The sequence below is a fragment of the Tenacibaculum sp. XPcli2-G genome, assembly GCF_024124505.1.
In the GTDB taxonomy this organism is placed as follows: domain Bacteria; phylum Bacteroidota; class Bacteroidia; order Flavobacteriales; family Flavobacteriaceae; genus Polaribacter; species Polaribacter mesophilus.
This window is the reverse complement of record NZ_JAMXSH010000001.1, coordinates 979397-995830: the sequence shown is the minus strand read 5'-3', so window position 1 is coordinate 995830 and position 16434 is coordinate 979397. Positions and strand designations below refer to the sequence as shown.

At 30.4% G+C, this 16434-nt stretch carries 10 protein-coding genes; 5 read left to right on the top strand and 5 right to left on the bottom strand.

Annotation, left to right across the window (positions count from 1 at the left end):
• Positions 1-19 precede the first annotated feature (19 nt).
• A complete protein-coding gene (locus tag NH341_RS04540; RefSeq protein ID WP_253055778.1) occupies positions 20-1417 on the top strand; it encodes a hypothetical protein in 1398 nt (465 codons plus the stop codon).
• A gap of 76 nt (positions 1418-1493) precedes the next feature.
• Here NH341_RS04540 and NH341_RS04535 read toward each other — a convergent pair whose 3' ends face one another.
• The 4 genes from NH341_RS04535 to NH341_RS04520 form a co-directional block, all read right to left on the bottom strand.
• Positions 1494-2792, bottom strand: coding sequence for a PepSY domain-containing protein (locus NH341_RS04535; RefSeq protein WP_253055776.1), 1299 nt, complete (start codon positions 2790-2792; stop codon positions 1494-1496).
• Positions 2783-5518: a TonB-dependent receptor gene (locus tag NH341_RS04530; RefSeq protein WP_253055774.1), complete on the bottom strand. Its 2736-nt coding sequence runs from the start codon at positions 5516-5518 to the stop codon at positions 2783-2785. Before NH341_RS04530 ends, NH341_RS04535 begins: the two co-directional genes overlap by 10 nt.
• Before the next feature lie 122 nt (positions 5519-5640).
• Positions 5641-6549 (bottom strand): FecR family protein, encoded by a 909-nt coding sequence (locus NH341_RS04525; protein ID WP_253055772.1) that lies wholly within the window; start codon positions 6547-6549, stop codon positions 5641-5643.
• A 67-nt stretch (positions 6550-6616) separates the two neighbouring features.
• Positions 6617-7144 carry an RNA polymerase sigma-70 factor gene (locus NH341_RS04520; RefSeq protein ID WP_253055802.1) on the bottom strand — a complete coding sequence of 176 codons (528 nt, stop codon included), beginning with the start codon at positions 7142-7144 and terminating at the stop codon, positions 6617-6619.
• 255 nt (positions 7145-7399) lie between these two features.
• On the opposite strand from NH341_RS04520, the gene NH341_RS04515 reads away from it, so the two are divergent.
• Entirely contained in the window at positions 7400-9784 is a 2385-nt protein-coding gene (locus NH341_RS04515) for a GAF domain-containing protein (protein ID WP_253055770.1), read from the top strand.
• On the opposite strand, the gene NH341_RS04510 is transcribed toward NH341_RS04515, so the two are convergent.
• Positions 9777-11012 (bottom strand): Pycsar system effector family protein, encoded by a 1236-nt coding sequence (locus tag NH341_RS04510; RefSeq protein WP_047790725.1) that lies wholly within the window; start codon positions 11010-11012, stop codon positions 9777-9779. The genes NH341_RS04515 and NH341_RS04510 overlap by 8 nt on opposite strands.
• Before the next feature lie 97 nt (positions 11013-11109).
• Between NH341_RS04510 and NH341_RS04505 the strand changes: the two genes are divergently transcribed.
• Genes NH341_RS04505 through NH341_RS04495 form a run of 3 tightly spaced genes read left to right on the top strand, consistent with a single transcriptional unit; the run spans position 11110 to position 16423 of the window.
• A complete protein-coding gene (locus tag NH341_RS04505) occupies positions 11110-12129 on the top strand; it encodes an XdhC family protein (protein ID WP_253055768.1) in 1020 nt (339 codons plus the stop codon).
• A gap of 4 nt (positions 12130-12133) precedes the next feature.
• Entirely contained in the window at positions 12134-12718 is a 585-nt protein-coding gene (locus NH341_RS04500; RefSeq protein WP_159493273.1) for an NTP transferase domain-containing protein, read from the top strand.
• A 45-nt stretch (positions 12719-12763) separates the two neighbouring features.
• On the top strand, positions 12764-16423 hold the full coding sequence (locus tag NH341_RS04495; RefSeq protein ID WP_253055766.1) for a ShlB/FhaC/HecB family hemolysin secretion/activation protein: 3660 nt from the start codon (positions 12764-12766) through the stop codon (positions 16421-16423).
• Positions 16424-16434: the final 11 nt, after the last annotated feature.

Here is a 16434-nt window from a genome sequence, read left to right as displayed (position 1 = left end):
ATTAAAAATTAGCTATACAATGCCCAAATACAATTTATATATATTAATAGTTATAATCCTACTCTTTACATCTTGCTCTAAATCAGAAGAAAACCAACTACCTGCTTCTACTCTACTAACTGTAAAAATTAGTTCAACTAATCCGTTAAACAGCAAAATAGAATGGACTAATACTGATAATTCACAAAACAAAACCACCTATTACGACCTTTACTTAGGCGATGAACTAATAGCTGAATATATTGACGGTAACACTTTCGAATTTGAAGAGCTTAAAGGCTTAACTGAATACCAAGGTAAAGTAATCGCCAAGGACATAAATAACAAAACTATTACTTCTACTGAATACAAATTTTTTACTGATAAAAAACAATTTGAAGGTAATATAGAGTTAAAAAGTCAAGAAGATATTGATAACTTTACCTCTAAAGGGTACAATGCTATCAAAGGAAATCTAATTATAAACGGTAAAACTTCCTCTGTAAAAAATCTTTCTAATTTTAATGACCTTAGTCAAATACATGGAGACTTGTTTATTATAAATACCTCTCTTAAAAACTTAAGTGGTTTTGAAGGTGTAACATTAACTTCTAATGAAGCTAGACTCGTTATTATTAACAACAATGAGCTTACCAATGTTGAAGCTTTATCAAAAATTACAGCTTTAGGTTCTCTTCGCATTTTAAACAATAAGTCGTTACAAAACTTAAGCGGATTTCATAAACTAAAAACTATTCGACAAGAGTTATCAATCAGTTTGAATCCTTCTATAAATAATCTAACTGCTTTACAGAATCTTAGTAAGCTTCATAAAGTTAATATTATTGGAAATGATTCTTTAGAAAACTTAAACGGTTTAGAACAAATAACAGAAGTCAACGCTGTTGTAATTAAAAATAATACTTCTTTAAAAACTATGGAAGGTTTACAGAACTTAACATCTTGTGAACTTTACTTTACTATTGAAAACAATACTAAACTTACTAAGTTAAATGGTCTTTCTAGTTTAAAGAGTGTTGGCGCTATTAAAATTATTAACAATGCTTCTTTAGCAAGTATTTCTAACTTATCATCTTTAACGTCTGTTAGTTATTTAATAGAAGTAAAAGATAATTCTAATTTAACTTCTCTTAATGGAGTACAAAATATAGTTTACGATAACAGCCCCACAAATAAGGAACTTTTTATTCAAAACAATCCTAAAATTACAACCTTAGATGCTCTTTCAAACTATACTTTTGAAAGAGGTGTTATAGACATTTCAAATAATAAAAAACTTGTTAATTTTTGTGGATTAAAAAAGCTACTAACCGAAATTAAGCATAAAGATTTTGATGAAAACAACTTTATTTATAACAATGCGTATAACCCCAGTATAAATGATATTTTAGGTAAAAAATGTAATTTATCATTATAATTTTACAAAATGCACCTCATAAAAAAACACGCTGTATAAGAAAATACAGCGTGTTTTTTATTGCTTTGTTTAAAAATTATTTTACTTTTTTCATCCAAAAAATAAGTATACCTATTGTTGTTACTCCCCATAAAACAATAAAACAAACTATGGGAGCGGGTGTTTTAGGTAAACTACCGTTAACTCCATAGCGAGTTATTTCTTCAACTCCTCCCCAAAAAGACAACCCTAAAATTATCACAGTAATACTGTATGCTATAATTATTGATATTCTATATTTTTTCACCCCTGACTTCAGCTTTTGCCGCTTTGCTTGTAAATACGCTCCTGTTAAACACAGCACAGACAATGAAAGTCCGAAAATAAAATACAACCATTTAGACCACAATCCTGCAAAATTGCCAAAATGTAAAACATCTACAGTTTCCCACCATCTATGATACATGGTTAACTCCTCAGGTTTTTGAATCTTAATTACATCTCCTGTTAAAGTATTCAGAGTAATATGTGCTGTTCTTTTTCTTACAAGTAATGCTCCATTATCACCTTCAAATGATAAAAGTCCTTTATTGTAATTGTAAAAAAACAAACGCTGAATTTCCAATTCAGGAAACTCTTTTTCTGCTTTTTCTACCAGTTCATTAATACTTAAATACTTTTCCTTATTTTTTTGTGTAATTTGTGAAGTATCAATATGTGGCGGCTCTGGAAGCCACCATTCCAACAAATACCAAGTTCCAGTAAGTCCTATTAATAAACCAAACCATAATGACCATAATCCGATTAACTTATGAGTATCTGACCAAAGCCTTCTAGCTCCTTTTTTAATATTTAACTTAAAAAAACCTGATCTCCATTTTTTATAAAATAAAAAACCTGTGAGAGTTGAAAGAACTAAAACAAACCCTAAACATCCCACTATGAAGTACCCAAAATTTACTCCAAAAATACGTGATACATCTGGATCAAAAAGAGACATATGGAAACTTCTAAAAAAGCGTTGTACATTAAAATATGTTGTTTCTTCTTGTATATTATAAGATGAAGGGTTCATATAAAAACGAAAAAGTTCACCACTTTGCTTCCTTCCCCACCCATGCAATGTATAACCACTTCTTTCAGCTTCAGCTAATTCTCCTAATTCAGATTTTGGATATTTTATATGAAAAGAATTATATGCTTTTTGCCAATTAACTTCTTTTTTATCGTTTTTTATGTAATCACTTTGAAGTTTAGAATTTAGTAACCAATCTATTTCATGAGAAAAAACGGCAATACTGCCAGACCAACATATAACAAATAGTAAAAGTCCGGAAGTAATACCTATCCAAGAATGAATAGTAAAAAAAGTTTTTTGCTTAATTTTTAAAGCCATTTTTTAGTTAATGTAATTTGAAAAAGACGCCTATCTCCTACTCCAATTTGATCGGATCCTCTTAAAATATTGTCTTGTGCCGAGGTATAATAAGTTGTATCAAAAACATTAAACACATTATAACGTATTTGTAAATTGTTTTTAAATGTGTAACCTAAAGCAAAATCCATACGAGTATACCCTGGTAGTTGATATTGATTTCCACTGTTAGCTTCACGTTTTCCTTGATGTACTACACCCAAACCAATATCTAACCCTGATAAACCTATACTTTTTCCATTATAATTAGAAAACCCACTAAATTGAAACTCTGGAATGTTTGCAAACTTGTTTCCTATAATATCTTGATCACTTTCTGTTATTTCAGAGTTTTGGAAACTCATACCTCCCATAAAAGATAAATCTCTAGTTAACTTTCCTGTTAATTCAAACTCTATTCCTTTTATTTCTGCGCTTCCTAACGGTAACATAAAACGTTCTTCAGGCGTATTGCTTGGGTCTGAAATAGCTATGTTTTTTCTTTCTAAAAAGTAAGCAGATGCTGTTGCTAAAGCTTTTCCGTTAAACAGTTGCCATTTTAAACCTCCTTCAAAAGAGTTTGCTCTAATAGGTTTAATTCCATTTCCTTTACGAGTTACTCCATTTTGTGGTTGTGCTGATGATGAATAACCTACAAAACCTGTTAATGTTGATGTTACGTCATATGATGATCCTAACCTAAATGAAAATAAATCATCATTATAATTACGGTTAATTAAGTTAATTGGATTAGGTGCAGATTGTGCTTCTAATTTTGCTAATACTTCTGGGCTAATACCATTTAAGTTTTGTTCTGTTATCTTTTTTACATCATCATATCTCATACCTACAACTGTTCTAAACTTAGGTGTCCATTTACCCAGCCATTGCCCAAAAACTGCATTAATTTTATCTCCAACTCTAAAATTTGGGCGTATACTTTCTCCTACAACATTAGGCTCTTGATTATTATCTGGATTAAAAACATCTAAAGTATTTTCAAAACTTCTATACACAAAGTCTCTATCAGCATCAGTATAAGTAGCATCACTAATTGCAGTGCTTCCTCCAAAATTAAAAGCATGTCCAACACCTTCTTCATTTGTAAAGTCTCCGTTAAAATTTACCTGTACCGTTTCTGTACCAATGTCAGCTCCAACTTCAGCAAAAAATATTGGTACTACTGAATTTCCTGAAAAAGTGACTCCATCTTCTTTAAAAAGAGGCCCCCAACCACCTTCTGCATCAGCATTTCTAAATGAATGTTCTTCTGATTTTTGAGAAAAATTATGATATTGTACCGTTGCTGAAATTTTATCGTTGAATTTATGATTTAACGTTATATCAAACCTATTAGAGCCTATTTTATAATCGTCCTTTTCTCCATGAAAAGTAAAATTTCTAGGTAAAAAATTATTTTTCAACCCAGCTCCTTCAATATAAATAGTTCCTCTATCTAAAGGATCATTAGCCCAATTATATTCATATTCTACAATAAGGTTTGTTTTATCTGTTATTTTCCAATCAAACGATGGGGCAATAGTTACATACGGCCTATCATCCTGTCCATTTCTCCAAAATTGCCTTTTTTGATAACCTGCAATTAAACGACCATTTAATTTTCCTTCAACTAAAGGACCTGTAACATCTCCAACTACACGCATAAAATTATGATCTCCTCCTCCTAAAATTACTTCAGCAGCAAAAGTGTCTTTTGGTTTTTTTGTGATAATATTCATAAAACCTCCTGAAGAAGTTAATGACGCCTCAACACCAGAGGGTCCTTTTAATATTTGAACTCTTTCTATCGTTTCTATAGCTCTAACTCCTTCTGGAGCTCTTTGTTGTCGAATACCATTTATATAAGATTCTGATTGTGGAAAACCTCTAATTATCACATTTTCTACTTGTCCTCCACCATTATCGGCATTACTAACACCTGGCACAAATGTTATAATTGTGCTTAAATTTCTAGCTCCAATATCCTCTAAAAAATTGTCACTTAAAACAGCTATTGAAGCTGGAGCTTTTAGTGTTTTTATTGGTGTTTTTAATGCATTAGTTAACGGAACAATATACCCTTGATTTCTTGTTCCTGTTATCACAATTTCATTTAAACTTTCAGCAGTTTCAGTTAAAGAAAAATCTAATATATTCTTTTGATTTGCTAAAATTGTTACTGTTTTTTGTTCATTACCAAATCCTACTGAAGACGCTATAGCAATGTAATTTCCTTCTGGTGCATAAAAACTATACCTCCCATCTTTATCAGAAGATGCCCCAAAACTAGTTCCTTTTAATACTATTGATGCATAAGGTAAAGGAAGTCCTTTATCATCTAAAACAGTTCCTGTTATTACACCTTTTTCTGCTTGATTTTGTATTAAAATAGTGTTTCCTCTTACCTTATAATAAATATGATATTTAACTAATACTTCATTAAGTATTTCTCGTAATGTTACTTTTTTATACTCTTTGGTAATAATGTTTTTCTTCTTTTCATCGATGGACTCAAAAGCGAATTTACAACTTGCTTTTTCTTCTATTTTTCTTAAAGCAGTTGGTATCGTATTATTTATGAAGTTTATTGAAATTTTTTTATCTAATATAGATTCTTGTGCAAATGAACTTTGAACTGTAATGCAAAAAACTATTATTAGTATACTTTTTACAGTTCTATGAATAGCTGTATAATTTATTTTATTCATATATTTATAGTTTGTGATTTAATCGTGTTTTTGGTTGAATTACTTTTAACCAGTATGAAGTTTTGCCGACAGAATACTGGTTTTTTTATTTTGTTTTCTATGTCATTTGTATTTATTTTTTTTTAAAAAATTATTATTCTATCCCCTGTCTTTTTGAAATTAAAATTCAACACAAAACCAATATCTTTCATTACTGTCTCTATTGATTCTTTTGTATGAATTCCGTTATATTTTCTCCTTTTTAACTCTTCTTTTTTTATTTCTATGCTACAATTATAAAATCGTTCTAACACTTTTATTACACTACTTAAGGTTTCATCTTTAAAAATTAATTTTTGTTGCATCCATGCCGTATGGTTATTTTCTTTAAAAACCTTCTTTACCAACCTTTCTTTAACAAGTATTGCTTTCTCTTTTGGGTTTAGCGTCACTCCTTTTTCTTTTCCTTCTTTTTTTGAGAAAAAAAACACTTTTCCTTCATCTAAAAATATAACGTTATTCTCTCCTGTATAAGCAGATAAATTAAATTTAGTTCCTAAAACTTTTGTTACTGTTTTTTCTGTTTTAATTACAAATGGAAGTTGAGCGTTCTTTTCTACTTTGAAGTAACCTTCTCCTTTCAATATTACATTTCTATGTGTTTTTCCATACTCTCTTGATACTTCAAGAGACGATAATGCATTTAAGGTAATTCTCGTACTGTCTTTAAGTACTATTGTTCTTACTTCACCTGCCTGTGTTGTATATATTATTGGTTTGTTAACAACAAAAAAGGCTGACACTAATAAAAAAACAGTAAATGTTGCTGCTACACTCCATCTAAAAAAGAAGTTTCTTTTTGTTGACTTTATTGTATCTTTTGCAATGGCATTCCAAAGTTTCTCTTCAATATGTGATGATGTCTCAATATTGGTTTCAGGAAATTTGATCTCGTTTTCGGTGGTATTCACCCATTCCTCTATTCTTTTTCTTTCAGTTTCTGTACACTTTCCTTCTGCATATCGTGTTAAAAGTTCAGGTGTTATTTCCATATAAACTACTTTGGTTTATATATAGGAACGGATATAGTTTGACAGAGTCCTAAACGATAATCAAATTTTAAATAATTTTTAAGTTTTCATGAATAAAAGCCAAAGCTTTAGTAAGGTGATTCTTTACCGTTTTTGGTGATATCTCCAACTGAATAGCTATTTCTGCTGTAGAAAGTTGTTGCTCTCTACTTAATCGATATACTTCTTGGCATCTATTTGGTAATCGATTAACAACTAATTGTAAATCATTCTCTAAAAAATTGGTAACTGCCAGATTATGCTCTATTGACTTTGTTTCTTTTAAAACACAATCTGATGTTATTTCCTCCAATTTTTTTTTATTCTTATAAGAATTTTTAGAGCGATAGTAGTCTACAATTTTATTGCGAGCAGATTTTAATAAGTAATTTTGAGTTTGACTAGTAAATTCTATTTTATCAACCCTTTTCCATAAAGAAATAAATACATCTTGAACAATCTCTTCTGCGGCCTCTTTACTATTGGTTTTAGAATAACATAGGAGATATAAGCTCTTCCAATGAGTTCTATAAAGTTTTTCAAAACTTTTCTCTTTTGTAAGCCTATATGTTTTTATTCTTTTAATGGGAAAAACTTCTGTTAAATTAACTCAGCAAATATAACAATCATTACTTATTTAGATTTATTAAAAATAAATTTTATTTGAATTTATAATCCTATTTGTAAAAACATTACTTCTACTCTAAAACATAATTGTATGAAAAATTATTTTAAAGCTTTTAAAGTTATTGTTTTTGAAAGGGAGTAGTAATAAAAACGACTGATTACTTACAATTTTGTAAATTTGTATTGATTATTTTTTTATTACTCTATGAACATAAGACGAACAAAAGACATTCAAAATCTAGAACTTCCTTTTAAACTAAAAATAAGTTTTGAAAAGGTAGTCGCTTTATTTCAAAAATATGCTTCTAAAGAGTATGAAAAACATCCTTATCATCAATCATCAATAAACATAGTTCGAGAGGCAAAAAAAGCTCCTGAATTGATTAATGGGTTTTCTGATGAATCAATATTAGAAAAACATAAAGAAGCTATTGATTTATTGCTTGAACCTTTGTTTCCTGAATTATTATTAGAAAATGAAATTAAAGCAGTAAGCATTCCATTTACATTTACTTCTTTCAAGTTTACAACTCGATTTGAAAAAATTTTACAAAATGCTGGAAATGATTATGAATTAAAAGTTCGAAACTTTGAAAGTGATTTAATGTACATTTATGCATGTAGTTTAATTTTAGCTAGTGTTTACGATTATCCTATCGATTTAAAACGACCTTTTTTCTTTGATATCCCTGATAAAACAATTAATACTATAAAAAAATATCGCGCAGCTTTTAATGCTGATTTTATGGAAATTTTTCCCGCAGAAGGCACTCCTAAAATCACTGAAGAGGATATAAAAATATTACTTGATAATTTTGAAGATATAAATATTTGGAAAGAAAAATTCCCTCCTAAATCTTATATTTTTAAAGGTTTTGGGATTATGAACTTGTTTGACGTTACAACAGATGAAATTATTTCAGAAATAAGAACTAGCCTTATAAAAAAAGACGATAATTTAGTTCATACCTTAGAAGGCATCTTTCAAAGGTTTTTTGGAATTCCAGACCTCTCTTTAGGGTTTTCTATTTTTGAAACAGATTCTAATAACTTTTCCTCTTCACACATAAATAAAGAAGAAAGTTTAGTATTAAATTACGATAAAGATGTTTCTTGTGATTGCATTTTTTGTAATTACACTTTAGAAAAACTTTTCATAAACAATGAAACTCTTGCTATTTCTGATGTAGAAAAGTATGGAAATCAAGCTGAAAATAAAAACCTTTATCAACGTTTAAAAGACAAAAATATTGGCAGTATAATTTTGGTTCCTATACAAGCATCAACAAAAAACAGTATAGCTATTATTGAGTTTGCTTCTCCTAGACCTTTTGAACTAAACTCTATTAATCAAAATAAATTACAAGACTTAATTCCACTGTTTAAAATTGCGGTTGATCGTTTCTCTGAAGAACATAAAAATATCTTAGAGGCTACAATTCAAGAAAATTATACATCTATTCATCCTACTGTAAAATGGCGTTTTTATGAAGCCGCTGAAAGGTTTCATAGAGAATCATATGAAGCAAAGGAAAAAGTTAAAATTGAGGATATTATTTTTCCTGACGTACACCCTTTATATGGACAGTCTGATATTAAAGGTTCATCGGTAGCTAGAAACGCTGCTATTAAAGAAGACTTAATAACCCAACTTTCTCTAGCTATTTCAGTATTATTAGAAGCCTGTAAAGTTGAGAGCCTCCCTATTTACAAAGAGTTACAATTTAGAGTTCAAGAATATTTATCAGATGTAAAAGAAGGTTTAAAAGCTGGTGATGAAATTGCTATTTTAGATTTTTTAAAACGTGAAATTTATCCTGTTTTTAACCACATAAAGGAAGTAAACAATGATTTAAGCATATTAGTAAAATCTTATATCAATCGTTTAGATCCTGATTTGCAGGTTGTATATGAGAAAAGAAAATCTTATGAAGATAGTGTTACTTTATTAAACGATAAACTAGCTTCTTTTATAGATATTAGGCAAGAAGAAGCGCAAAAGATGTTTCCTCATTATTTTGAACGCTATAAAACAGATGGTGTTGAGTATAATATGTACATAGGACAATCTTTAACAAAAGAAAAAAAATATGACGACTTATATTTATACAACCTTAGGTTATGGCAACTACAAGTGATGTGTGAAATGGAAAATATAGCTTTAAAAGCTGCTGAAAAAATGGAACATAAACTTAGAGTAGCTTCTTTAATTTTAATTCACAGCAATCCTTTAGCTATAAAATTTAGAATGGATGAAAAACAGTTTGACGTTGATGGTGCTTATAATATTCGTTACGAAATTATTAAGAAACGTATTGATAAGGCTCACATTAAAGGAACTGAAGAACGATTAACAGTCCCTGGTAAGATAGCAATTGTGTACTCTCAAGACAAAGATGCAGATGAGTATTACAAATATATCAAGTACTTACAATCTAAGAAACTATTAGGTAATATAGAAAAATTAGATATTGAAGATTTGCAAGGTGTTTCTGGATTAAAAGCCTTACGTGTAGAGGTTATTTACAACAAAGACTTTGATACTCAAAAAACAATGACTATTGACGAACTTATTCAGGAGTTTAAATAGCACACATTACAGAAACAGTTTCTCCTAACTTTGTTGCTTGTTCTTGTTGATAAAAAGCAAATACAAAAGCAACAACACTTACCAAAATACCAATCATAAAAACTGTGTATGTAATACGCAACAACTTATACTTTCTATTTAACACTAATCCTAAGAAGTATAAGTCTTTAGTAAGTGATCCATATAAATAATCACGATCCTTCATCATTTCGCTCATTGCCCAATCAAAATCAGGCAATTGCATTTGATGAAAATTCCCAAAAAACAAAAGATTTACTTTTTTATTAGCTACATCTTCTTTTGTGAATTTCCCTTCAGTAACATTGGGTCTTGTTGCTAAAACCGATAACACAATAGATATTACCGTAAAAATTGAAAAAATTAACGTAGGTATTATTAGGTAGTAATTAGATGGATTATCTAATTTAGGGATTAACGTTGACAATGTCATCGAAATAATGATTGCATTTACGGATAGTAAAATATTTGCCTTTGTATCTGCAATATCACTTAACGTAATATGATTACGGAGTGCTACACGAAACATAGTTTCAATACCCCTCTCTGGTAATTCAATCTTATTTTTTTTATATGCTAACTCTTCTTTTTTCTGTTTAAGTTTAGCGGCTTCTTGCAACTCTTTTTGTTTTCTCTTTAAAAGTTGAGCTATATTTTTACTTTTTTGTTTTTCCCAAAGCTTAGAAGCTTTGCTTGTATAAAAACGATGTTTTGTTAAAAACTCAAGATTAGCGTCATCCCATTCAACAGTTTTAATTTTTCTCTTACATACTAGTTCTCTTTCCTTTCGTAATAATTCATTAAAGTCTGTATAATTTTTACTTCCAACATGAGAACAATCCGCATCTCTTAAAACCTTCTCTAATTGTCTTTTAGGTTTTGCTCCCATTTTAGTTGAAGCTATTAATTTAGATACTTCATCTATAACACTTCCTAATACTTTTTTACTCTTTAAAAACTCTGTTGCTATTTTTATACCTTCCTCTTCATGATTTTCAGGATTAACTGTATATCCAACATCATGAAACCATGCTGCTAATGTTAAAATTTGTTGCTGCTCTTCTGAGAAATTTTCTCCTTCAATTAATTCGAGTGACTTCTCAACCACTCGTTGAGTATGGGCAATATTGTGATATACAAAGTTTTTATCTAAATTTTCATTTAATAAATCAATTACAAATTGCTCTGTTTCTTGTATCAAACTGTTCATGAAAAAGGTTTTTGCTAAAATAATAAATTATTAACCAGTATTAATTTTTAATAAAGTGATAAAAAAGCGTACTTTTAAAAGAGTATTTTTACACGAAATGACACACGAATTTAAAGAAATAATACAACAAGCCTCTATAAATCAACAACAAGGCATACAAAATATTTTAGCAACGGTTGTAGATTTAGATGGCTCTTCTTACAGAAAACCAGGAGTTAGAATGTTACTATCTTCTAATGGAAAAATAATCGGTGCTATTAGCGGTGGTTGTGTTGAAAAAGAAATACAACGTAGAGCACAATCTGTTTTTGAAAACAACAAACCAAAAATAGTGACCTATGATGGTCGTTACCGTTTAGGTTGTGAGGGAATATTGTATGTTCTTTTAGAACCCTTTTATCTTTCAACTGAATTTATTGATGCTTTTTCTAAAAATAGTAAAGAAAGAATACCATATGATATTATATCTTTTTTTCAAAAAGAAGATGAAGCACACGGAGATTTCGGTTCCATAATTCAGTTTAACAATCAACAAATATTTACTTTCAGCAAAGAGTTTAATACTGAAAAAACAGGTCAGTTAGCTAATTTTAAACAAACTTTACAACCACTATTTCGTTTGCTTATTATTGGCGGAGAGCACGATGCTGTAAAACTATGTACACTAACCACTCAGTTAGGCTGGGAAGTCGATGTAATTACCTCTATAAAAGATCCAAAAGAATTAATCGATTTTCCCGGAGCTAAATCGGTAGTTGCACAAACTCCAGAATTAATTCAACTTTCTCAAGTAAATAACAATACTGCTATTGTTATTATGAATCATAATTTCACTTACGATTTACGTTGGCTTATTAAATTACAAGAACAAAATCCTATTTATATAGGTATTTTAGGTGCTGCTAAACGACGAGAAAAACTATTTAACGAACTGTTTGAATTTTCACCCGATATTACTGATGAATTTTTAGATAAAATTCATACTCCCGCTGGATTAAATATTGGAGCAGAAACCCCAGAAGAAATTGCTTTATCAATCTTAGCAGAAATACTATCCGTAATTCGTAACAAAGAAGTTTTTTCTCTAAAAAAGATTACTGGACGAATCCATGAATAAATAGATGCAAAAAACAGCAATTCTCATATTAGCTGCTGGAAGTGCTTCTCGAATGGGAAAAATAAAGCAACTGCTTCCTTATAAAAACACTACGTTACTGGAATGGACTATTGAACAAGCTCAAAAATCAGTAATAAAAAATGTGTTTTGCGTATTGGGGGCTAATAAAGACGCCATTGAAAAGAAACTTACAACAAATGCTATTATAACAATATATAATCCAAAACACCAAGATGGTTTAAGTACTAGCATTATAAAGGGTATTGAGTTTTTACAAGAACATAACTTTGATAATGCTCTAATAATGCTAGCCGATCAGCCTCATGTTACTTCAGAGTATTTAAACTCCTTAATTAAAGTTTCAAAAAGAAATCCTTCTAAAATAATTACTTCCAATTATCAAGGAAGTGTTGGAGTTCCTGCCGTATTTCCAAAAGAATATTTTAATAAGTTACTAAACTTAAAAGGTGATAAAGGAGCTAAAAATTTTCTATTACAACATGACGATAATATTTTCAAAGTAAACTCCTCTTTAAACTTACTAGATATTGATACTCCTGAAGATTATCAGTATTTATTAAAACAGTAATTTTACTCTAAAAAGCCTTATTTTTACATAACTAAAAAATAAGACATGAACTTTACCAAGTTTTGCATGTATCTAACTATAATTGTTGTAGTTAGTGCTTGTGCATCCTATAAAGCTAAGTACGCAGATAAGACTTCACCAAAAACAATTCAAATAAATAAAGAATTGTTACACTCCTTTTATTTAATTGGAGACGCTGGTAATGCCGAAATGGGACAAACAACTCCTACCTTAACTTATTTTCAAAAAGAATTAACCAAAGCTCCTAAAAAATCAACTACGTTATTTTTAGGAGATAACATTTACCCTTACGGAATACCAAGTAAAGAACACAAAGATAGAGCCTTGGCAGAGCATCGTTTACAAACACAAATTGACGCTCTGAAAGACTTTAAAGGAAATACAATTTTTATTCCTGGAAATCACGACTGGTATAATGGTGTTGATGGCTTAAAAGAGCAGGAGCGATTGGTTGAAAAAGCTTTAGGTAAAAACTCTTTTTTACCTGAAGGTGGTTGTGGACTAGACAAAGTAAAAATTAACGATGACCTTACTTTAATTCTTATTGATAGTCGTTGGTTTATTATGAACTGGGACAAAGAGCCAAAAATGAACGATAACTGCGACATTAAAACTCGTGAACACTTTATTCAAGAGCTTTCTAGTTTATTTAAAAAGAATAGATATAAAAATGTTGTAGTAGCTGTACACCATCCTTTATATAGTAATGGTCCACATGGAGGAAGTTTTTCTGTAAAAGATCACATGAGTCCACTACCTGTTCTAGGTACTTTAAAAAATGCGTTACGTTCACACGTAGGTATACAAACCGATATTTTTAATAAAAGTTATAGTGACTTTGTTACTCAAATACAAACAGTATCTAATGATTTCACAGACAATGTTGTATTTGTTTCTGGTCACGATCACAACTTACAATACATAGAACAAAACGGGTTTAAACAAGTAATTAGTGGCTCGGGTTCAAAGCAATCAGCTGCTTTGGTTGGTTATGGAGCTCAATTTACCTATGGTAATCATGGATATGCTAAATTAAATTACTACAAAGATGGTTCAGCTGTTATTGAATACTATGCTGCCAATACCACAGATGGTCACAAACTTTTATTCAGTAAAGAAATTGTAAAACCAAAACAAACAAAAAAATATACTAGCTTTCCTGAATACGAAGAGCATAAGAAATTTGTAGAAACCTCAATTTATCCTCCAGAATCCACAGAGGTTAGTGGTTTTCATAAATTTATGTGGGGAGATTTAAACAGAGATAAGTACGGAAAAACAGTAAGAGTTCCTGTTTTGGAGTTAGAGAATGTCTATGGAGGCTTAACTCCTATCAGAAGAGGTGGTGGTAACCAAACCAATTCGTTACGATTAGAAAACCCTGATGGTAAACAATACGTGTTACGCTCAATGGTTAAAGATGGAAGTCGTATTATGGGTGGTATTCTAAAAGGAACATTTTTAGTTGATGTAGTTCAAGATATTTTTACCATGTCGCACCCATATGCTGCTTTTGTTCTTCCTGATATGGCAGAATCCGTAAATATTTACCATACCAACCCCAAATTATACTACATGCCTAAGCAACCCGCTTTAGGTAAGCATAACGACATCTTTGGCGGACAGTTATACTTGTTAGAAGAACGACCTGCTGATGACCGTAGTGAATTAGACAACTTTGGAAATTCAGACGATATTATTAGCACATTTGATGTGTTAGAAAAAATTAGAAAAAACGGTAAGCACTCTATCGACCAAGAATGGGTAATTCGCTCTCGCTTATTTGATATGGTTATTGGTGACTGGGATAGACATGAAGATCAATGGCGATGGGCTTCTTTTAAAACCAAAGATGGTAAAAAGTATTATCGCCCAATTCCAAGAGATAGAGACCAACCTTTTTCTAAGTTTGATGGAGTTATGATTCCGCTTTTTCAACAGTTTGCACCCTTAGTAAGAAATATGCAAACTTTTGACAACGATATCAAAAACATGAAATGGTACAACAATTATGCTCGCTTTTTTGATACTGCTTTTTTAAATGAATTAACACTCGATGAATGGAATAAACAAGCTGAGTACATTCAACAACATTTAACTGATGAAGTAATTGAAAAATCAATCCAACAATTACCAAAGGTTATTTATGATATTGATGGAAAAGAAACCATTGCTAAAATTAAAGCTCGAAGAGATAAATTAAAAAAAATTGCTAAACGTTATTATACCAAACTAAACAAAGTTGTACATGTAGTTGGTACAGATAAAGACGATAAATTCATTATTAAACGTTTAAATGATGAAGAAACTAGCGTTGTTGTTTTAAGAAAAGATAATGAAATTTATAACCGTGTTTTCAAAACAAAAGAAACCAAAGAAATACAACTTTATGGTTTAAATGGAGATGATGAGTTTTTAATTTCTGGTGATGTACATGATGGTATTTTACTACGAATTATAGGGGGACAGAATCACGATGTATACACTGATAAATCATCTGTTGCAGGTTGGGGAAAGAAGACTAAAATCTACGATTTTAAATCAAAGAAAAATACAATAAACCCTAGTTCTGAAACTGCGGATTTACGTTCAAATAGTTACTTCAAAAACACCTATGATGCGCATGACATTAACAACAACACTACTGTTTTTTATCCGAGCTTAGGTAGCAATCCAGATGACGGTTTCTTTTTTGGTGCTTCGGTTACACATACACAACAAGGCTTTAAAAAACAACCTTTCGCTAGCCAACACACATTAGCTGCAAACTACTATTCTTCAACTAGTGGATACGATTTAGAATACAATGGTGAATTTACGGAGTTAATTGGCAATTGGAGCTTACACTTACGTGCCAAAGCCACTAGCGATAACTATTCCTTTAATTTCTTTGGATGGGGAAATGAAAGTATTTACGACCAAAGTTTCAATTTGGATCATTATCGTGTTAAAAAAGAAGAAATTAGTTTTTCTCCTTCTTTATTAAAGCGCTTACGAGGTGGAAGTATCTTTAAAATTTCAGGTCTTTTTAAGGCTATTGAGATTGAAGATACACCTGGTAGATTTATTAATAATTTTGACAATCAACCTACAGCTATTTTTGATACTAATTATTTTTGGGGAGGTGAATTAAACTTTAATCACAACCGAGTAGACAATAGTAGTTTTCCTACCAAAGGTATGAACTTCGATTTAGCTGTTGGAGCTAAAGCCAACTTAGAAGATTTCGACAGACGCTTTGGTTACATTAAAAGTTCTTTGGCTATGTATCAAAACCTAGTATTCAACCGCTCATTAGTTTTTGCTTCTAAAGTTGGAACTCAAATTAATGTAGGGAATCGTTTTGAAATTTACCAAGCGGCTACTTTAGGCGGTGATCGTAATTTACGTGGTTTTAACAGAGAACGTTTTTCTGGAACCGAAAGTTTTTATCATAGTAACGATTTACGTTTACGTTTTGGACGTATTCATACAGGAGTTATTCCTATAAAAGTTGGTATTACTGGTGGTTTTGATTACGGTCGAGTATGGTCTCCGTATTCACCTAATTCAAAGAAATGGCATACTAGTTATGGTGGTTCTTTTTGGCTAAGCGGAATTGACTTATTCACAGCTAATATTTCATACTTTAGAGGAACTTCTCAAGAAGACAGGGTAGCTTTTAGTATTGGTTTTTCTTTTTAATTGTTAAAAAA